Origin of the sequence: Blautia sp. DFI.3.45 (assembly GCF_020593505.1) — a bacterium.
GTDB classification, from domain to species: domain Bacteria; phylum Bacillota; class Clostridia; order Lachnospirales; family Lachnospiraceae; genus Blautia_A; species Blautia_A wexlerae.
Genome location: NZ_JAJDMI010000011.1, coordinates 1 through 20005, shown reverse-complemented (window position 1 = coordinate 20005; position 20005 = coordinate 1). Strand labels below are relative to the sequence as shown.

At 43.1% G+C, this 20005-nt stretch carries 16 protein-coding genes and 1 pseudogene; 16 read left to right on the top strand and 1 reads right to left on the bottom strand.

The features are described 5' to 3' along the window. Window positions 1-207 precede the first annotated feature (207 nt). The gene (locus LJE09_RS05910; protein WP_118521913.1) at window positions 208-1104 is read right to left on the bottom strand and encodes a helix-turn-helix domain-containing protein; all 897 of its coding nucleotides are present in this window, start codon (window positions 1102-1104) and stop codon (window positions 208-210) included. Window positions 1105-1507: 403 nt separating this feature from the next. Here LJE09_RS05910 and LJE09_RS05905 point away from each other — a divergent pair, with 403 nt between their 5' ends. The 16 genes and pseudogenes from LJE09_RS05905 to LJE09_RS18700 form a co-directional block, all read left to right on the top strand. After that, a complete protein-coding gene (locus tag LJE09_RS05905; protein ID WP_118408587.1) occupies window positions 1508-2746 on the top strand; it encodes a galactokinase in 1239 nt (412 codons plus the stop codon). A gap of 413 nt (window positions 2747-3159) precedes the next feature. Continuing rightward, on the top strand, window positions 3160-4965 hold the full coding sequence (locus tag LJE09_RS05900; RefSeq protein WP_227311046.1) for a sensor histidine kinase: 1806 nt from the start codon (window positions 3160-3162) through the stop codon (window positions 4963-4965). A 172-nt stretch (window positions 4966-5137) separates the two neighbouring features. Next, entirely contained in the window at window positions 5138-6781 is a 1644-nt protein-coding gene (locus LJE09_RS05895) for an AraC family transcriptional regulator (protein ID WP_119253535.1), read from the top strand. Window positions 6782-7211: 430 nt separating this feature from the next. Next, window positions 7212-8354, top strand: a complete 1143-nt coding sequence (locus LJE09_RS05890; RefSeq protein WP_055058632.1) for a sugar ABC transporter substrate-binding protein — start codon at window positions 7212-7214, stop codon at window positions 8352-8354. Window positions 8355-8512: 158 nt separating this feature from the next. Then, complete coding sequence (locus LJE09_RS05885) at window positions 8513-9451, top strand: ABC transporter permease (RefSeq protein ID WP_227311045.1); 939 nt, start codon at window positions 8513-8515, stop codon at window positions 9449-9451. An 11-nt stretch (window positions 9452-9462) separates the two neighbouring features. Further along, entirely contained in the window at window positions 9463-10959 is a 1497-nt protein-coding gene (locus LJE09_RS05880) for a sugar ABC transporter ATP-binding protein (protein WP_055059728.1), read from the top strand. A 12-nt stretch (window positions 10960-10971) separates the two neighbouring features. Then, window positions 10972-11931, top strand: coding sequence for an ABC transporter permease (locus LJE09_RS05875; protein WP_055058631.1), 960 nt, complete (start codon window positions 10972-10974; stop codon window positions 11929-11931). A gap of 235 nt (window positions 11932-12166) precedes the next feature. Beyond that, window positions 12167-12883, top strand: coding sequence for a microcompartment protein PduB (pduB, locus tag LJE09_RS05870; RefSeq protein ID WP_055153329.1), 717 nt, complete (start codon window positions 12167-12169; stop codon window positions 12881-12883). A gap of 160 nt (window positions 12884-13043) precedes the next feature. After that, window positions 13044-13532 carry a hypothetical protein gene (locus tag LJE09_RS05865; RefSeq protein WP_008705200.1) on the top strand — a complete coding sequence of 163 codons (489 nt, stop codon included), beginning with the start codon at window positions 13044-13046 and terminating at the stop codon, window positions 13530-13532. A gap of 353 nt (window positions 13533-13885) precedes the next feature. Beyond that, the gene (locus tag LJE09_RS05860; RefSeq protein WP_055059730.1) at window positions 13886-14884 is read left to right on the top strand and encodes a sulfate ABC transporter substrate-binding protein; all 999 of its coding nucleotides are present in this window, start codon (window positions 13886-13888) and stop codon (window positions 14882-14884) included. A gap of 70 nt (window positions 14885-14954) precedes the next feature. Continuing rightward, window positions 14955-15791, top strand: coding sequence for a sulfate ABC transporter permease subunit CysT (gene cysT / locus LJE09_RS05855; protein ID WP_195981608.1), 837 nt, complete (start codon window positions 14955-14957; stop codon window positions 15789-15791). Beyond that, the gene (cysW, locus tag LJE09_RS05850) at window positions 15791-16615 is read left to right on the top strand and encodes a sulfate ABC transporter permease subunit CysW (RefSeq protein ID WP_062808166.1); all 825 of its coding nucleotides are present in this window, start codon (window positions 15791-15793) and stop codon (window positions 16613-16615) included. Before cysT ends, cysW begins: the two co-directional genes overlap by 1 nt. Before the next feature lies 1 nt (window position 16616). Beyond that, entirely contained in the window at window positions 16617-17675 is a 1059-nt protein-coding gene (locus LJE09_RS05845; RefSeq protein WP_055053929.1) for a sulfate/molybdate ABC transporter ATP-binding protein, read from the top strand. Between the two features lie 111 nt (window positions 17676-17786). Then, window positions 17787-19532, top strand: coding sequence for an adenylyl-sulfate reductase subunit alpha (locus LJE09_RS05840; protein ID WP_055053928.1), 1746 nt, complete (start codon window positions 17787-17789; stop codon window positions 19530-19532). Beyond that, a complete protein-coding gene (locus tag LJE09_RS05835; RefSeq protein ID WP_008705189.1) occupies window positions 19529-19843 on the top strand; it encodes a 4Fe-4S dicluster domain-containing protein in 315 nt (104 codons plus the stop codon). Before LJE09_RS05840 ends, LJE09_RS05835 begins: the two co-directional genes overlap by 4 nt. A gap of 57 nt (window positions 19844-19900) precedes the next feature. Continuing rightward, window positions 19901-19945: pseudogene (locus LJE09_RS18700) on the top strand (hypothetical protein); the annotation flags it as partial. Window positions 19946-20005 lie beyond the last annotated feature (60 nt).

The window sequence follows — 20005 nt, the reverse complement described above, 5'->3', positions numbered from 1 at the left end:
TTACCGAAAGAATATAAAGACAGGGATTGACTAAAAACTGCTATAGAAACAAGAATGATGTATTGGGATTGTTATTCAAAGAAACATATACCAGGAAATGTTTGATATAGCAGTTTTTTTGATGGATTATTCCCCAAGTAATTTCACATAACGTGCCTGATGCTGAACGGCCGGAAGAAATTTATTTAATTCCTTTCGTATGTTGTATTATTCTTTTTTGGTGTTTTGTTTTCTATATTTCTGCGGGCTGCAGCCCTTCACTCTGGAGAATACCTTGGCATAATAGTTGGAGTCTGTGAAGCCGGATTTCTGGGCGACTTCCATGATGCTGTCGTCGGAGCTGAGGAGAAATTCAAGGCTCCGTTCCACCCGGTATTCCTGCAGAAATGTAAACAGGGATACGTTCATGTATCTCTTGAATAACCGGCTGCATTCGCTCTCGCAGAGGTGGATTTCCTCTGCGATATCTTTCATCTGGATTTTATTCATGTAATTGTGTTCCAGATAATCCATGATCTCACGCATACGGTTGCGTTCCAGTTTGCTGTGTTCCGTATAGGGGAGGTTCTCCGGAAGATTCTGCAGCATACAGCGCCACAGCTTTTGCAGAGTTCCGGTGATATCCAGTTCGTAAAATTCCTTTTTCTCTTCATACAGAGTTATGATTTCTCTCACATATTCGGAAAAAATTTCATGCCAGGGCTGCGAATAGTCAATGTAGACTGCAGGAAGGGAGAAATTGTGTAAAAATGGCTCCACATATTTCCTGCGCAGGATACTTCCGTAGGAACCATAGATAATCTTTGGCAGAAAAGTGATGGAGACATATTTGCCGTCTTTCATATCTTCCATGAAGCCTGCGTGGAGTACATTGGCATTTCCCAGAAGGATATCTCCTGCTTTCATGTGGTAGGTACACTGGTTTACTTTATAGAGAATCTGTCCATCCAGGACAAGGGTGATTTCTATCTCAGGATGCCAGTGCCAGAGAAAGGAGCCGGATTTGTAGCCGGAAAGTTTCTCATAGCTTACCAGCAGTGGAAATTCATCACTGCCATGTTTCTTCAGTTCTTTCTGTGAGCCGTCGGTTATGATCTCTGCCATTATATATGCGTCCTCCATTGAGAATATATGATGATCTTTAATTATCCTATCTTATAGCAATTCCGGAAAATATTGCAGACAACCTGCTGCATCAGAGAAAGACCGTTATGCGAAATTGCTGTTGATGACTTATATAATATATTGTACACTTATATAGATATAAACGCAAGATTTTACTATTTTCCCCTTAGATTATCAAGGAATTTTATGACACAGCAGGGTATACTTTAATTCAAGAGTGTAGCTGATAAGGCTGCTCCCAAACTTTCATACACATATTCCCGTCTGCCGCTGATTTTCACACCTGCACTGCCACTGTAAACCGTGAAAATTGTCAGTACATAGTACTCATAAAACTATGTATCAGCGGTCAGACCGGAAAAATGAACGGAGGATTTTTACAATGAATATTCCAAATAAAAATGAATTGACACGTATTTACGGCGAAGCAGAGAAATCAGCAGCACGTTTTCAGGCTGTAGCTGATCATTTCGCAGAAATTTACCATCATGATACAGCAGAATTTTTTACAGCACCAGGAAGAACAGAGATCATCGGAAACCATACAGATCATAATGGCGGCCGTGTGATCGCAGGCAGCATTGATATGGATACCATCGGTGCAGCTTACCCGAACAACAGCAGTGTTATCCGTATCACAAGTGAAGGATATGACAAGGAAGTTGTCGTAGACATCAATGACCTTGCCAGCGTACCGAAGGCTCAGGGAACCGTATCTCTGGTAGCAGGTATGGTGGAAGCTATTCAGAAATTCGGTTTTAAAGTAGCCGGTTTTGATGCTTATGTGACTACAAATGTAATCCGTGCAGCAGGTGTAAGCTCTTCTGCATCTTTCGAAATGCTGGTATGTTCCATCATTAATTATTTCTTTAATGATGGTGCAATGACATACATCAACTATGCAAAAGCAGGACAGTATGCTGAGAATGTTTACTGGCTGAAGGCTTCCGGATTAATGGATCAGCTTGCATGTGCAGTTGGCGGACCGATCCTTCTGGACTTCTCAGACAGAGAGAATCCAAAATATGAGAAAGTAAACTTCTCTTTCCATGATTATGATCATCATCTTGTAATCGTTAATACAGGAAAAGGTCATGCTGATTTAAGTGAAGAATACTCTGAGATCCCTATGGAAATGAAAGAGGCAGCCAAGGCAGCAGGAGCAGAGCTTCTCTGTGAGACAACTCTTGACAAAGTGCTTGCAAATATGGATAAGATTGATAATGACAGAGCAATCTTAAGAGCGATTCATTTCTTCAAAGAGAACGAACGTGTAGAGAGAGCTGCAAAAGCAGTTGAAGAGAAAGATGGTGAGACTGTACTGAAGCTCCTCAGTGAATCAGGAAAATCTTCCTGGGAATTACTTCAGAACTGCTATCCGATCAAAGCATATACAGAGCAGAAGATTTCTGTTGCGCTTGCTCTTACAGATCTCTTCCTTGAGAAACTGGGCAAAGGTATCTGCCGTATCCATGGAGGCGGATTTGCCGGTGTTATCATGTGCGTAGTGCCGGAAGAAGAAACAGAGAACTATGTTTCCTATATTTCTGAATTTGCCGGAAAAGAGAACGTATATCCAATGAATATCCGCGCAGTAGGTGCAGTACATATTGAAAAGTAAATATGCCGCAAAGGGTGTTACTGAACATAAAATTATGAGCAGCCAGAGAAGCGGATTGTGAATATCTGTTTGACAAATATTGAGTTAGATGTTATCAGGAAAAACAGGCAGCAGTAAGGTGGATTGGATTGACATACACTTTACTGCTGTTTTTTTGATGGAAGTTTCCTGTTTTGCTTTTCAATGCAAAATTCCTGTATTATAATTGTGATAATGTATAATTATGATAAGGATATATGGTGATTTTTTGTGGATAATGCATTTTGTATCTGTTTATCAGAATGTGAAATTTACAGGAATTGCTACAGAATTATCAGGTATCTAACCGAATAAACTGCGGAGCAGTTATTCGATGTAGAGCCGCGTAACAAAGCGGATGATTTTTATCCGCTTGACATGAGGGGGAAGGAATAATGAAAAAAAGGTGGACAATGCGGAGGGCACTGCTTGTTCTGTGCATTGCAAGTGTAGTGTTCGCACTTCTTCTGCAGACATTTCTGTTTCATCAGTCTCTGCGCAGACAGATTCGGGCAGAGAGCATTTCAGATCATGAGATTTCTCTGAATAAAATGCAGACAGATCTGTCTAATTTTATCCACACAATACGAGGGGAAATGCTTACGATCTACAGTGAGCAGGATCTTATCGCAGCTATGCGTGAAGCTGCTGAAAAGGATGCAAGCATGAAGGATTATTACTGGAGAAGCTGGTATTTTGCAAGGAAGCGTTTTACAAAGGAGGATCAGCTTCTTGCCATGTATCTTTATGATACAAAGGATCATCTGATCAGCAGCTACCGCTACAATTCAGTTACATATCCCAAAGATATTTACAAGGCAGAGTATGATGATAATTCAGACCGGGTTTATGATTATGTGCATGGAAAACGTACAGATCTGATGATTTCCGGATATCACAATTCTGCTGCAAAGAAAGATATTGTGCGATTTGTGCTGAAACTGCATAATTATGATGCAGACAGGAATGCCCTGGGGTATCTGGTCTGTGATATTAACAGTGCGGCACTTACTTCTATTATGGCTAAATATGTAGATGTAGAGCAGGTATGTCTGTGGCTGCAGCCATTAAATGACCGGGTAATCGCAATGACCGGGGAGGCTTCAGAGAGTCAGTGCAGAATCCAGAAACAGCTTGCAAAGGTTGTACAAAGTCATTATAAATCCGGTGAACTGGAACAGGAGTATGATGGGAATTATCTGATCCAGGTGTCTCAGGAGAATTATAATCTGGAGGCATTTGTGCTTGTCTCACAGTCTCTTCTCACTGCAACGCAGAAGACACTGATCCGAACACTTCTTATTATAATGGGAGCCATGATTTTTGCAATTATGGTGATCGTATTGTTTGTGTCTCAGTGGATGACAAAGCCTGTAGAAGAGATGAGCAGCACTATCACGCGGATCAAGGACGGAGAAACCCAGCTTCGGGTGCAGCCCGTAGGATGGTCCCAGGAGCTGACTACGCTGGGTACGGAATTTAATGAAATGCTTGACCGTATGCAGGTCATGGCGCAGGAAGAACTGCAGCATAAAATGCTGGTAGAGCGGACGGAATATAAAATGCTACAGGCACAGATCAATCCCCATTTCCTCTATAATACACTGGATACCATGAGCGGGATTGCCAATGCTCAGAACTGTCCGATGGTAAGCGGTATGTGTCATTCGCTGTCTGCAATTTTCCGCTACAGTCTGAATATGACAGATGAGCTTTCCACTGTGCAGAATGAGATGGCGCATGTGAGAAATTATCTCTATGTTATGGATGTGAGAAATGGCTCAACGATAGCTTACGATTATCAGATTGACAGCGATACACTGGCAGATCAGATGCCGCGTATCTGCATCCAGCCGGTTGTGGAGAATGCACTTACACATGGTCTCAGAAACGTCCGCCGTAAGGACAAAAAGCTTCTGATTCGTTCAGAACATGTGAATGAGAATCTGGTGATCACAATTCAGGATAATGGTGCGGGAATGGATGCGGAATCTATGAACCGTCTGCTGGATCAGAATGATATGAAACGTGTGGAATCCGGCATTTCCATTGGAATCCTGAATGTTAATGCGCGTCTGAAGAGGCTTTTCGGAGAGAAATACGGACTGCATATTGAAAGTACAGCAGGCGAGGGGACAACTGTGACGATCACAGTCCCGGCTGTTTCTACGGAGAATTCCGGTGATATGGAAAATGTGTAACTGTTCAGTACCTTCACAGTTACGAGCCAAAATGCATTAAAAATCACCTGCGGTGATGGCATTTTGGCTTGTATGTCTCGGGATTTTGGTACTTACGTGCCAAAACACCTCGCGGGATAGTAGACTACTGAATAGTTACGAAAATGTTCAAAAATAAGCAAGGAGAGAGACAATGAAAAATATGAAATATAAGGTTCTTGCTGCAGATGATGAATTCTGGAGCAGGGAAAATATCCGGAATCTGATACCATGGGAGGAGTATTCCCTGGAATTTCTGGAGCCTGCATGTGACGGGGAAGAGGTTATAGAGAGGATTGCCGAAGAAAAACCGGATATTATTCTCACAGATATTAATATGCCATTTCTGAGCGGTCTGGAATTGCTGCAGCGTTTGCAGAATGAATACCCTGAAATCATTACCATCGCCATCAGTGGCTATGATGACTTTGATAAGGTAAAGGGTGTATTTGTTTCCGGCGGCCTGGATTATCTTCTGAAGCCTGTGGGAAAAGAAGAGATGGTAAAGGTGCTTACCAAGGCACTGGGACTTCTGGAAGAGCGGGAGAATACAAAAAAGCAGGATGAGACCAGCAAGCTTCAGAAACATAAGCTGTCATCATTTCTGGAAGACAGTGAATACTCGGCACTGCTTTCCGGAAAACTGTACGGGCAGTCAGCATCCCAGACTCATGTATCCAGCACGAATACATTTTCGGAAGTAGCCACACTGATGGTTAAATTTTACAATATTACAGAGATTGCGGAGCAGTTTGAACATGATAATCTGCAGATGTCCTGGAATATCAAGTCCAGATTGAGAGAATTGACCGGTCTGGAGGAGAATGCGATTATTTTTAACAACAGCAATAAGATGAGTGAATTTCTTATTGTAAAGACTGCTGATGCAAAGGAATTCAGAGCACTGGCGGAAAATATTCTGAAGGAGTTTCCGCTGGAAGAATACGGCCCTGTTTCTGTTGTGCTCCATGAGCAGACAAGTTCACTGGATGATATCGGTACAGTTTACAGAGAACTGATCTCAACACTGATTACCCGTCCGTTTAACAGGGAACACAGTATCCTTTCCTGTTCGGAAGAGAAAACCGGAGAGCAGCAGAGAAACAGCGAAATGCAGATGGTCGGGAAATCAGCACCTGTACATATGGAGACGGAGTTGTACCATCTGTTGACAACGGGACAGAAGGCAGAGGCAGAGAAGCTGATCTTTAAGACCTGTAATTTCAGACAGTGTGATGATGGAAACTGGACTTACCTGGATGTGAAACAGTATGCGGGCAGGATTACAGGAATCCTTTACCGTTATGTTCAGGAGAAATGTCCGGAGCTTACCGCACAGGCAGAGGAAGCCATGGATAACATTGATTATTATATGAAATGTCTCAATGCGCCGTCTCTGCTCGCCTCCCTGAAAATCCTGCTGGACAGCTTATGGGAGAGCGGAGAAGATAAAAGCTCTGATGCAGGTTCTATTATGCAGCAGGTAGAGCAGATCCATAAATATATTGAGCGTTCCTATCATGAGAATATTACACTCACTGCTCTGGCAGAACAGTATCATATGGATGCAAGCTATCTCTCCAGGACTTTCAGTCAGAAATACGGTGAGACGATCATTGCATTTCTTACCAGAATCCGGATGGAGAAAGCGGCAGAGCTTATGAAAGATCAGGACAAGAAGCTGGAGACGATTTCGTTTCTGGTGGGATATGATGATTATAACTACTTCAGCAGGGTGTTCCGAAAGAAGATGGGATGCAGCCCGAGGGAGTATCGGAATAAATTTGCACAATTATAATATGGAAGAAACTCAGGTAGAATTGAGTGGACAGTAACGAAAGCGGAAGTCCTCTGTATGGCGGTTCTTATCGAATCGAATGGATACAGAGGACTTTTTGGGAAGATATCTTTGCCGTGCGTCAGCACGCCTGCAGGTATCTTCCTTGTCCTTCGCACTCTGCTGAACTGTCTTGATTGCATTATTTTATGGAATTGCTATAAACAATAGAGAAAACATACAAGTTACTGGCATTTTGCTCAACTTGTTCATATTTTGTCCAAGTTTTATATATAAACTGGTCAAAAATGTGCAACAAAATTTTCCAAATATGTCCTAACTGACCAAAGGCAAAGTATGGTTTAATATAATCACAGAGGAACGGAAAGCCCGGAAAAACTTCCGTTCAAAAAAACAAGAAACCAAAATTTTTCAAGGAGGGTTTTACAACATGAAAAAAAGAATGAGAAAAGCAGTCGCTATCGCAGCAACAGCAGCAATGGTTGGTTCTTTACCGGCAGGTGCAGTTACAGCACAGGCAGCCGATGACGACATCACAATCGGCGTATCAATCTGGAGCTCCACAGACGTACTTGGAAGCCAGAGTAAAAAAATCATTGACAAAGCAGCAGATGCTCTTGGTGTTAATGTAATGTATGTTGACCAGGGCCACGTATCTGAGCAGGTTACAGCTTCTGTTGAACAGCTTTGCGCAGCAGGATGTAACGGTATCGTAATCTGTAACTCTGCAGACTCCGAAATGACATCTGCCATCCAGACATGTGATGCAAATCAGGTTTACCTTACACAGTTCTATCGTATCATCTCCGAAGAGAACAGCCCTGAAGTATATCAGACAGCATGCAACTCACAGTATTATCTTGGTGCAGTTCATGAAGACGAAGTAACAAACGGATATACACTGGTTAACCTGCTTCTTGAGAACGGTGACAGAAACATCGGACTTGAGGCATGGACAGTTGGTGATGCTACATTCCAGCAGAGATGGACAGGTTACAAACAGGCAGTTGACGAATGGAACGAAGCTAATCCTGATGATCAGGCAACAATCACAGAGCCTGTATATGCTAACACATCTTCTGAAGAAGGTGCAGCAGCAGCTCTTTCCCTTTACAATTCCAACCCTGATATGGACGCTCTGATCGTTGCAGGTGGTGGCGGTGACCCGCTTGTTGGTTCCATCGGTGCTCTGGCAAACGAAGGACTTACAGGAAAGATCGACGTTGTTTCCACAGACTTCCTTGATGACCTTGGCGAGCAGCTTGAATCAGGCGGAATGTTTGCTGAATCAGGCGGACACTTCTGCGACCCGTTATATGCATTCCTTATCACATATAACGCAATCAAAGGCAACTATGTAAAAGATGAAGGATCCTTCGGATACGAAATCCAGTTCCCATACCTGTATGTATCTTCTTCCGAAGACTATGAAAACTACAAGAAATACTTTGTAGATGACGATCCATACACAGACGAAGAGCTTGTGGAATTAGCAGGATACAGCTTTGATGATCTGAACAAAGCAGCCACATCACTTTCTATTGAGGATGTTATTTCCCGTCACAGCAACTAATATGATGAACTTGTGCTCCACTGCCTTTTCTCCAAAGGGCAGTGGAGAAACTTTTAAGAGGTAATTGTCAGTGCCCGCTCGAAGCAAAAGGCCAAACCCTGATGAAGCGTGTGACCTCCTGCTTTTGGCGGGCGATGAATTGGATAAGGAGAATGGTTATGAAAAAACTCAAACAAAGCCAGTATTATGGAATCGGCCTTCTGGTTCTTATGCTTGTAGTTTTCTGGGCAGTATTTAAAGTACTTGCACCGACTACTTTCGGTTCCCCGGAGAAACTGGCCACTTACATGAAATCAGCATTAATTTACGCAGTTGGCGGATGTGGCCTCTACTTTATCTGCGTAATGGGACCTTTCGATATGAGTGTTGGTGCCAATATCGTACTTTCATCCATTATCGCCTGCAATGCAAGTGAAAAATTCGGTTATGCCGGTCTTATCATTGCACCGCTGATCTGTGGTACGATCATTGGTCTCATCAATGGTATTGTTTATATTAAATTACATATCTCTTCCCTGATCGTTACATGTGCGCTGTCCCTGATCTATGAGGCCTTCAGTGTATACGCCACAAACGGAAAGAACGTAATACTTTCAGCAGACTACAGAGCATTTGGTGATTATCCGGGCAACCTGATCCTGGCACTGATCGCATATCTGCTTTGCGCATTCATTTTGAAATATACAAAAATCGGTACTTATACTTACGCCATCGGAAGTAACGAAGTTGTAGCCAAGAACATGGGTGTAAATGTTCCGAAATATAAGATCGTAGCATTTACTCTTGCAGGATTTTTCTTCGGACTTCAGGCAATCCTGACAATCAGTTTTGGTACTTCCATGACATCAGCTTCCAACCTTTCCTCTATGAGCCGTAACTTTACTCCTCTGATGGGAACATTCTTTGGACTGGCATTTAAGAAATATGGCCATCCGGTTATCGCTATTGTAATCGGTGAAATGATCATTCAGCTTATGTTCAACGGTTTCGTTGCACTGGGAGCTCCGACTACGATCCAGAACGTAGTAACAGGTGTTGCTCTGCTGGTTATCGTTGCACTGACAACTAAACCGGTTAAAGGTCTTGTAGTAAAATAAGGAGAACGATTATGGGTGAAATATTATTAAGAGCAGAAAATATTGATAAACATTTTGGCATCACACACGCCCTGGACAACGTTTCCTTTACATTTAATAAAGGTGAGATCCACGCACTGATCGGTGAAAATGGTTCCGGTAAATCTACATTAACATCCTGCCTGACAGGTATTTACCAGAAAGATTCCGGCAAGTTTATCCTTGAAGGAAAAGAGATCACCGCAACCAACCAGGTTGAAGCCAACCATCAGGGTGTAGCCATTATCGTACAGGAGATCGGAACACTTTCCGGACTGACTGTAGCAGAGAATATTTTCCTTGGAAACGAGGATCAGTTTACTAAATGTGGTATCAAAAATACCGCAGCAATGAACAAGAAAGCCCAGGAATATCTGGACAGTTACGGATTCAACTATATTGATGCAACTAAGGTGATCGATGATTACAACTTCGAGGATCGTAAGCTGGTAGAGATCGTAAAATCTACCTACTTTAATCCGAAGGTTCTGGTTGTAGACGAGACAACAACAGCACTTGGACAGAAAGGCCGTGAAGAGCTTTTCAAGGTAATGCACAAGGTTCGTGACACAGGAAACTGCGTAATCTTTATTTCCCATGACCTTGAGGAGGTTATCGAGCAGTCTGATAATATCAGTGTACTTCGAGATGGTGTGAAGATCGGTTCCATCACAAAGGAAGAAGCTACACCTGACAGACTGAAAGCCTTAATGGTAGGCCGTGAGATCGGTGACAGCTACTATCGTACAGACTACGGTGAAAAAGTATCTGACGAAGTTGTTCTTTCTGCAAAGAACGTGACAGTAAAAGGGCAGATCGAGAACCTGAACCTTGATCTTCACAAAGGTGAGATCCTTGGTATCGGAGGACTTTCCGAATGCGGTATGCATGAGGTTGGAAAGGCACTCTTCGGAGCTTCCTATTTCCGCCAGGGAAGTGTAACTCTGGGAGACGGCACACCGATCAATTCCATTCCGGATGCCATCAAACACAGTATTGCCTATGCTTCCAAAGACAGAGACAATGAATCTCTGGTCATCAATGATACAATTGGCGATAACATCTGTCTTCCATCTCTGGAGGATCTGAAGACTCATGGATTCCTTCGTGCAAAGACAATGAATGAATTTGCCAATAAATTTGCAAAACAGATGAGTACAAAAATGACAGGCGTTGACCAGTTTGTATCCGCTCTTTCCGGCGGTAACAAACAGAAAGTCGTTCTTGCACGCTGGGTTGGTAAGGACTCCGACCTGATCATCCTTGACTCCCCTACACGTGGTATTGATGTCAAAGTTAAAGCTGATATCTACGCCATGATGGACGATATGAGAAAAAGAGGAAAATCCATTATTATGATCTCTGAGGAAATCATGGAGCTTCTGGGTATGGCAGACCGTATCCTGATCATGAAGGACGGTAAGATCAATGGTGAATTCCTTCGCTCTCCGGATCTGAAAGACACAGATCTGATTGACAATATGATTTAAGGGGGTAAAAAAATGAGTACAACAAAAAAATCAACTGAGCAAGTACCATTTCTGGAACGTCCCATTGTGCGTACGATCCTTCCTATTGCAGGATTCGTGATCATCTGTGTATTATTTGCAATCCTCACAGACGGCAGACTGTTTCAGCCGAAAAATATATCACTGCTTCTGAGCCAGTCATACATGCTGCTGATCTCATCCATCGGCGTGTTCATGGTCATGACAATGGGTGGTCTGGATTTCTCCCAGGGCTCCATGCTTGGTGTTGCTTCCATCGTAGTATGCTACCTTTCCCACTACAATATGGTTCTGGCAGCACTCGGTGGTGTGGTAACAGGTGGTCTCATCGGTTTGATCAATGGTTACTTCAATGTTAAGAGAAAAATCACAAGCTTCATTGTTACAATCTGTACCATGTATCTGTTCCGTGGAGTTTGTGCATATGCAACAACTAACTCACCTGTTTACGCAGTAAGTGATATTTCCAAATACAACACACTGCCATTTATGCTTACTTTCACAGTGATCATCTTCGTAGTGGCATATCTTGTATTTACTTACACAGGTCTGGGCTCCAGACTGAAAGCAATCGGTGCAGGTGAAACAGCAGCAAGATTCGCAGGTATCCGTGTAGAGACTACAAAGATCCTTGTATTCGTGGCAGCAGGATGTATCACAGGACTTGCAGCATTTGTAAATGCTATCAAAGTAGGTTCCGTTACATCTACAGCAGGTAACCAGCTGGAAACACAGATCATGATCGCTCTGGTACTTGGCGGAATGCCTGTAAACGGCGGTGCTAAAGTAAGATTCTATAACATCATTCTTGGTGTTATGACATACAAAGTACTTTCCAGTGGTCTGGTAATGCTGATGATGCCGACACAGTTACAGCAGCTGATCCTTGGTATCATCTTCCTGATCGAGGTAGCAATCTTCAGTGACAGGAAGACTGGTATGATCGTGAAGTAATTAATTGTATAATATCGATTATATAACTGGCGTATTCGTGTATTATGTTCATACCTACATAAAATCCCCGGCTCCCGCAGAATTGGTCTGCGGGAGTTGGGGATTTTTGTCGTTTTTGTGTTCTCGTCACATTGATCACCATAGTATATTTCTGTTGCCTATCCTGTCAGGGCATGATAAGCTAAACATATAAAATCTGGTATTATGGGGTAATATATACAGGAGGGCGTAACAAATGATAGATATAAAAAATATCAGCACACACTGTACGCGCAGTGAATTTGTAGGTAAAGCAGTGCTGGATACGATAGGACTTGTGATTTCCGGAATTGATGATACTTTGCTCAAGGAGATGAACATAGGAACGAAGTATCATTGTCTGGGATTATTCAGTTCCCGTACAGGGGCAGCAGGGCAGCTGACTGCTCTTGATGATGCAGTAAAAGCAACCAACACAGAGGTTCTTTCCATAGAACTGCCAAGGGATACAAAGGGCTGGGGCGGTCACGGTAATTATATTGTTCTTGGAGGAACTGATGTCTCAGATGTGCGCCATGCCATATCTATGGCACTGGAGCTTACCAATAAAAATGCAGGAGAGGTATATATCAGTGAAAGTGGTCATCTGGAGTTTGCCTATTCAGCCAGTGCAGGACAGGTACTGAATAAGGCTTTCGGAGTACCAATGGGAGAAGCATTCGGATTTATGGCTGGCTCTCCTGCTGCAATCGGACTGGTAATGGCAGATACAGCGATGAAGTCTGCCTCTCTTTCTATTGCAAAATATATGACACCTGATAAGGGAACCAGTCATTCCAATGAAGTGATTCTGGCAGTTGCAGGTGATGCCAGTGCTGCGAAAACAGCGGTACTGAATGCAAGACAGATCGGTCTGGAACTTCTGATCGCAATGGGCAGCTATCCGGAGACCCCGGGGGTACCATATTTATAAAAAAAATCTTGACTTTTGCATCCGGAATCCATATAATAATCAACGGTAAATTTAAGAAACAGATATTTGGTATTATTGGAAACGGTACATCCTCCTGGATGGTTATGAACAACACAAATCTCTAATTGATGTTATTCATACTATCTAAGGAGGATTTTTTATGCCTAAAAACAAGTTTCAGGAAGTTATTTTTACAATTATCATGGTGTTTGTAATGGTTTATGCCATGATCTGCTACAACATTGTACTGAATACAGGGACAATGACAAATGAGACATTTCTGTTAGCTTTTCATGAATTAACATTCATGGGACCGATTGCATTTATTCTTGATTTCTTTATCATCGGTGGTCTTGCAAAGAAGATTGCATTTGGTATTGTGGATATGAGAAGAGATAATCCGTTCCACCTTGTACTTGCAATCTCAGCAGTATCCGTTGCATTTATGTGTCCATGTATGAGCTTTGCGGCAACTGTGCTGATCAAACATGCACCGGCAAGTCAGATCATTCCCACATGGCTCCAGACAACAGCAATGAACTTTCCGATGGCATTCTTCTGGCAGATCTTTTATGCCGGACCATTCGTAAGATTTATTTTCGGAAAGCTTTTCCCGGAGAAAGAAAAGGCAGCAGCTTCTGCCGAATAAAAAATATGTAATTTTGACTGCAGCATTCTGTATTTCAGGATGCTGCTTTTTTTGTGTTCTTATCTATACGTTACTGTTCACTCCGTTCTCAGTAACGTAGCCAAAATTCATTCCAGATTGCCTGCGGCAATGGAATTTTGGCTTGTATGTCTCGGGATTTTGGCATATTCATGCCAAAACACCTCGCGGGATAGTGATGTGTGAACAGTAACATCTATACAACGTAAATTGTACTTATTTTAATACACTATTGACAAATTCTGTCATTTCTTGTAATATCATATAAAACATATCGAATAACTATGAAAAGTAGAGAATGCAAAAAACTACTGGTACCTTAAAGGAGATGAAACATGATCAGAAAATTATTTGCCTTTGGTCTTGCAGTTGTACTGGCACTGATGCCGGTACAGGCTTTTGGAAAAACGGTGTCTGTCACCAATGTTTCCTATGATCCTACCAGAGAGATGTTTGAACAGTATAATAAAATATTTGAAGACCACTGGAAGGAGAAGACCGGGGAAGATGTGGAAGTGATACAGTCCCATGGCGGTTCAGGGAAACAGGCACTGGAGGTAGCCAATGGTCTGGATGCAGATGTGGTAACCCTGGCACTTGAATATGATATTGAGTCTATTGAAAACGCAGGGCTGATCAAGGCAGGATGGAAAGATAAATTTGACAATGACAGTTCTCCTTATACATCCACTATCGTATTTCTGGTGAAGAAAGGAAATCCCAAGGATATCAAAGACTGGGACGATCTGACGAAAAAAGGAGTGGGAGTAGTAACACCAAATCCGAAAACCTCCGGCGGTGCCAGATGGAACTACATGGCAGCGTGGGCTTACGCAGATAAAAAGTATGGTGGCGATGAAGCGCAGATGAAGGAATTTATCAAGAAACTTTACCGGAATGTGGTGGTTCTTGACTCAGGCGCAAGAGGTGCAACGACCTCTTTCGTGGAGAACGGACAAGGAGATGTGCTGGTTGCGTGGGAAAATGAAGCTTATCTATCCATGCGGGATTATCCGGATGAGTATGAGATTGTTACTCCAAGCGTAAGTATTCTGGCACAGCCTTCTGTGGCGGTGGTAGATGAAGTGGTGGATTACAGAGATACAAGAGATTTGGCAACTGAGTATTTGAATTATCTGTATTCCGACGAAGCACAGGAGATCGCAGCAGAGAATTATTTCCGCCCCACTAATGAGAAAATCCTGAAGAAGCACAGTGATACGTTTGATCTGAATATAAATCTGGCAAATATCAGTGATTATGGCGGATGGGATAAAGTGCAGGAGAAACATTTCACAGATGGCGGAATTTTCGATCAGATTTATGAGAGATAAAGGAAGACAAGATGAAGCAAGAGCATAAGCACAGACAGAATATATGAGACAGGAGAGGTGGTAATTGATTATGAAAAAAAGAAATAAACCGGTGATTCCAGGGTTTGGGCTCTCCATGGGAATTACCATTTCCATATTGAGTCTGGTAGTTCTGATCCCCCTGGCAAGCCTGGTGGTCTACACAGCGAAGCTGAGTTTTAAAGATTTTATCGAAACCATCACAAGGGCCAGAGTGCTGGTATCCTTTTATACCAGTTTTGTATGTGCTTTTGCAGCAGCAGTAATAAATGGAATTATGGGAACTGTTCTTGCGTGGGTGCTTGTGAAATATGATTTTCCGGGCAGGAGACTTATGGATGGGATGATCGAACTTCCCTTTGCTCTTCCCACAGCGGTAGCAGGTATTGCACTGACATCCCTGACCTCAGATTCGGGAATTGTCGGCAGCTTTTTTGCAGGATTCGGTATCAAGATCGCATACACAAGAATAGGTATTACAGTGGCTATGATATTTGTAGGAATACCGTTCGTTGTGCGAAGTGTACAGCCGGTTCTGGAAAAGATGGATAATTCTTACAGCGAGGCAGCAGGAGTGCTGGGAGCAAAGAAAACAACTATCTTCTGGAAGGTCATTTTTCCGGAACTGAAGCCTGCGATCTTTGCAGGGACCGGACTTGCGTTCGGAAGATGTCTGGGTGAATATGGAAGTGTTGTATTTATCGCAGGAAATAAACCCTATTATACAGAAATCACACCGCTGGTTATTATGTCAAAGCTTCAGGAATTTGATTATTCAAGTGCAACGGCAATCGCACTTGTGATGTTGGCAGTTTCATTTTTTATTCTGTTCCTTAACAGTATGATACAGCAGAGAAATGCAAGAATTTTAAGAGGAGGAAATGCCTGATGGACAACAATGAAAAGACTTCGGAGAAAATTACAAAATGGCTGCTTGTCGTGATCAGTGTTCTGTTTCTGGCAGTCATGCTCCTTCTTCCTCTGATCACTGTGATCACAGAAGCATTGCGGAGCGGATGGAAGGTCTATGCAGCTGCAGTGACAGATGAGTACACCATCAAAGCACTTCTTCTTACAGTGAAGGCAACACTCTTTGCAGTTGTTTTTAACACTGTTTTTGGTGTTTTTGCAGCCTGGGCACTGACGAAGTTTCAGTTCAGGGGTAAAAAGCTTCTTACCACACTGATCGACCTTCCGGTTACTATTTCCCCTGTTATTGCAGGTTTGATCTTTCTTCTGATTTTCGGACGACAGAGTCCTGTTTACTTTTTTCTCATGAAGTTAGGGATTAAAGTTGTATTCTCTGTACCGGGAATCATTATTGCAACTGTATTTGTAACCTTTCCTTTTATTTCCAGAGAACTGATTCCGGTTCTGGAAGCAGAAGGAAGCGATGAGGAGGAAGCGGCAGCCCTGATGGGAGCAGGTGGATGGACCATTTTCTGGAAGATCACATTCCCTCATATCAAATGGGCATTACTGTACGGAGTTGTGCTCTGTACGGCAAGAGCAATGGGAGAGTTTGGAGCGGTATCTGTACTTTCCGGACATTTAAGAGGAAAGACCAATACACTTCCTCTTCATGTAGAGATTTTGTTTAATGAGTTTCAGTATGTTCCGGCGTTTGCCGTATCTTCACTGCTTGTGATCATGGCGGTTATCATTCTGGTAGTCAGAAGCCTGATTGAATATAAAGGAAAGAAGGAAGCCTGATATGTATGTAGAGTTAAAAAATATCAATAAGACATATGGTTCTTACCAGGCATCAAGGAATGTGAATTTCGGAATTGAGAAAGGTAAACTGATTGGTCTGTTGGGACCAAGCGGAAGCGGAAAAACAACTATTCTTCGAATGATTGCAGGTCTGGAAACCCCGGACAGCGGAGAGGTCATTATTGATGGAAAAGTGGTAAATGATGTTCCGGCCAGTCAGCGTGGGATTGGATTTGTATTTCAGAATTATGCGTTGTTTCGCTATATGACAGTTTATGACAATGTTGCATTTGGTTTGAAGGTTCAGAAGGCTGATAAGAAGAAAATTGATGCCAGAGTCAGAGAACTGATCAAACTGGTGGGGCTGGAAGGACTGGAAAAAAGATATCCAAGCCAGTTATCCGGCGGTCAGAGGCAAAGGGTGGCATTTGCCAGAGCCCTTGCTCCAAATCCCCAGGTGCTGCTTCTGGATGAGCCCTTTGCAGCCATTGATGCAAAAATCCGTCAGGAACTGCGAAGCTGGTTAAAAGAGATGATCGGGAAGCTGGGAATTACCAGTATTTTCGTTACTCATGATCAAGATGAGGCCATTGAAGTAGCAGATGAGATTATTATCACTAATGCAGGACGGATCGAACAGAAAGGAACTCCTATAGGGGTTTATAGAAATCCTGAGACAGCTTTTACAGCGTCCTTCTTCGGACAGCCATCTGTGTTGAAAAATGCGGATGATTTCCATACCTTTGCTCAGGCAGAAGGAGCAGACAAGATCATTGTCCGCCCGGAATTTGTAAAAATCTCCAAACTGGATGAGGTGGAGAAGTTCAAAACTTCCGTATCCCGGGGAGTGGTTGAACGGGTTTCTTTCAGGGGAGATAATCTGGAACTTCAGGTGAGAGTCAACAATTCCGTCGTAACTGCCAGAAGAAGCCTGGAGAAAGCAGATATCCGGGAAGGTGAGACTGTGAATGTATTCCTTTACAGGATTTTTGCACTGAAAGGTGACAGTGTACAGCTGATCGAAAATGAGGCTGTAAGGGATGACTTTGTAATTATCTGACAGCGGTGGCTGCGGCGACTGACGACAATGAAGAAATAAGAAATTCAGACGCAAGACTGATCGGGAAATCAACTTGTTGGCACACTGGTATGGAGGAAAGGGTAAGAGAGAATGAGAACAGAGAGAATCAGGACAGATGTGCTGATCATCGGCGGCGGTACGGCAGGATGCTTTGCAGCCTATGTGATCGGCAAAAAAAGCGGCAGAAAAGTTCTGATCGCAGAGAAAGCGAATATTAAGCGAAGCGGATGTCTGGCGGCGGGCGTGAATGCATTGAACGCATATATTACAGAAGGCAGAGTGCCACAGGATTATGTGGATTATGCCAAAAAGGATGCCCATGGAATCGTAAGAGAAGACCTTCTTCTTACCATGTCAGAGAGACTGAATCATGTGACAAAGGTGATGGAAGATCTGGGGCTGGTCATCCTGAAGGACGAAAACGGAAAATATGTTGCCAGAGGAAACCGAAACATCAAGATCAATGGCGAAAATATGAAGCCAATCCTTGCAAAGGCGGCAGCTGAACAGGAGAATGTTACGGTTCTCAATCATGTAAATATTACAGATTATAAAACAGAAAACAAAAAAGTCACAGGCGCAGTTGGATTTAGCGTTAATGAGGATATTTTCTATGACATTGATGCGAAAGCAGTTCTTTGTGCCACAGGTGGTGCAGCGGGACTTTACAGACCGAATAATCCGGGATTTTCCAGACATAAGATGTGGTATCCTCCGTTTAACACAGGTGCAGGATATGCAATGGGACTTCTTTCCGGTGCGGAGATGACAACCTTTGAGATGCGTTTCATTGCATTGAGATGTAAGGACACGATTGCTCCTACAGGAACTATTGCTCAGGGTGTTGGGGCCAGACAGGTCAATGCACATGGTGATATTTATGAAACAAAATATGGTCTGACAACTTCCCAGCGAGTTTACGGTACAGTCATGGAGAACAGAGAAGGAAACGGTCCATGTTATCTCAGAACGGAAGGTATTTCCAAAGAACAGGAGCAGGACCTTTACAAAGCTTACCTGAATATGGCACCGTCCCAGACTCTGAAATGGATGGAAGCCGGAAAAGGACCATCCGAAGAGAATGTAGAGATTGAGGGCACAGAGCCATATATTGTAGGCGGACATACAGCCAGCGGTTACTGGGTAGATAATAACAGAGCTACAACTATTGAAGGTTTATATGCAGCCGGAGACGTAGCAGGAGGATGTCCGCAGAAATATGTAACCGGCGCACTGGCAGAAGGAGAGATCGCAGCAGAGGCGATTTTGGAATATCTGAATGGCAAAGATGATGACCGGATCGCAGCGGAAAATAAGGAAGAGGCTTTAGAGCGTGGCGGAGAACAGGAGCTGTCTCAAACTGCAATAGCTAAGAAGGCAGAATACGAATCACATTTGAATGCTTCCCGTTCTTTGATGAATGCAGAGCAGCTTGAGGAAGCCATGCAGAAGATCATGGATCAGTATGCAGGAGGAATCGGTACAGACTACAGATACAGCGGGATGAGTCTTGCAAAGGCAGATGAAAAGATTGCAGCATTGTTGCCAGTAGTTGACACTCTGGCAGCAACAGATACTTATGAACTGATGCAGATTTATGAACTTCGCGAACGACTGATCGTGTGTCAGGCAGTGATCGCACATCTGGCAGCCAGAAAGGAAACCAGATGGCATAGTTTCGGAGAGAATACAGACTACCCGCAGCAGAGCGAAGAGTGGATGAAATATGTAAACTCCCGTATGGAAAACGGCGAGATTAAGATCTTATATCGTGACCTGATCACAAAGGAAAATACAGGTTTGAATACAGCAGAGAAAGGAGCAGGTGAGAGATGAGCATTCGGATTCAAAAAAGTAAATGTGCAGGATGTGGCAGATGTATTGAAGCCTGTCCCGGAAATCTGATCAAAAAGGATAAAGAGAACAAAGCCTTTATCCGTCAGGTAAGAGACTGCTGGGGATGTACTTCCTGTATTAAGGAATGCAGGCATGATGCCATCCGCTTTTTCCTTGGAGCTGATGTGGGAGGCAGAGGTGCAAGTATGGTTGTATCAGAGAAACCGGATATTTCCACATGGACAGTGGAGAAGCCGGATGGCACTAAGATCACTATTCAGGTTAATAAGAAAGACGCTAATAAATATTAAACATAAGTATGTATTCTCGGAGTCTTTAGAGTGTGTTTGAAAAATGCTTTACGCAAGATGTGCGTCACAATTTGTGGAAGATTTTGTTCGGATGAGGGCGTCATAGCGGGCTACGACAACCGAATTCGGACAAAATATACCGCAAAGTGGGGCGTGCAGATT

What these genes read in the sequence shown, in the direction of transcription:
- LJE09_RS05905 (WP_118408587.1), top strand. Translation starts at nt 1,508, where the DNA reads ATGAATATTCCAAATAAAAATGAATTGACACGTATTTACGGCGAAGCA.
- pduB (WP_055153329.1), top strand. Translation starts at nt 12,167, where the DNA reads ATGATAGATATAAAAAATATCAGCACACACTGTACGCGCAGTGAATTT.
- LJE09_RS05890 (WP_055058632.1), top strand. Translation starts at nt 7,212, where the DNA reads ATGAAAAAAAGAATGAGAAAAGCAGTCGCTATCGCAGCAACAGCAGCA.
- cysW (WP_062808166.1), top strand. Translation starts at nt 15,791, where the DNA reads ATGGACAACAATGAAAAGACTTCGGAGAAAATTACAAAATGGCTGCTT.
- LJE09_RS05875 (WP_055058631.1), top strand. Translation starts at nt 10,972, where the DNA reads ATGAGTACAACAAAAAAATCAACTGAGCAAGTACCATTTCTGGAACGT.
- LJE09_RS05865 (WP_008705200.1), top strand. Translation starts at nt 13,044, where the DNA reads ATGCCTAAAAACAAGTTTCAGGAAGTTATTTTTACAATTATCATGGTG.
- LJE09_RS05895 (WP_119253535.1), top strand. Translation starts at nt 5,138, where the DNA reads ATGAAAAATATGAAATATAAGGTTCTTGCTGCAGATGATGAATTCTGG.
- LJE09_RS05910 (WP_118521913.1), bottom strand. Translation starts at nt 1,104, where the DNA reads ATGGCAGAGATCATAACCGACGGCTCACAGAAAGAACTGAAGAAACAT.
- LJE09_RS05835 (WP_008705189.1), top strand. Translation starts at nt 19,529, where the DNA reads ATGAGCATTCGGATTCAAAAAAGTAAATGTGCAGGATGTGGCAGATGT.
- LJE09_RS05840 (WP_055053928.1), top strand. Translation starts at nt 17,787, where the DNA reads ATGAGAACAGAGAGAATCAGGACAGATGTGCTGATCATCGGCGGCGGT.
- LJE09_RS05860 (WP_055059730.1), top strand. Translation starts at nt 13,886, where the DNA reads ATGATCAGAAAATTATTTGCCTTTGGTCTTGCAGTTGTACTGGCACTG.
- LJE09_RS05885 (WP_227311045.1), top strand. Translation starts at nt 8,513, where the DNA reads ATGAAAAAACTCAAACAAAGCCAGTATTATGGAATCGGCCTTCTGGTT.
- LJE09_RS05845 (WP_055053929.1), top strand. Translation starts at nt 16,617, where the DNA reads ATGTATGTAGAGTTAAAAAATATCAATAAGACATATGGTTCTTACCAG.
- LJE09_RS05880 (WP_055059728.1), top strand. Translation starts at nt 9,463, where the DNA reads ATGGGTGAAATATTATTAAGAGCAGAAAATATTGATAAACATTTTGGC.
- LJE09_RS05900 (WP_227311046.1), top strand. Translation starts at nt 3,160, where the DNA reads ATGAAAAAAAGGTGGACAATGCGGAGGGCACTGCTTGTTCTGTGCATT.
- cysT (WP_195981608.1), top strand. Translation starts at nt 14,955, where the DNA reads ATGAAAAAAAGAAATAAACCGGTGATTCCAGGGTTTGGGCTCTCCATG.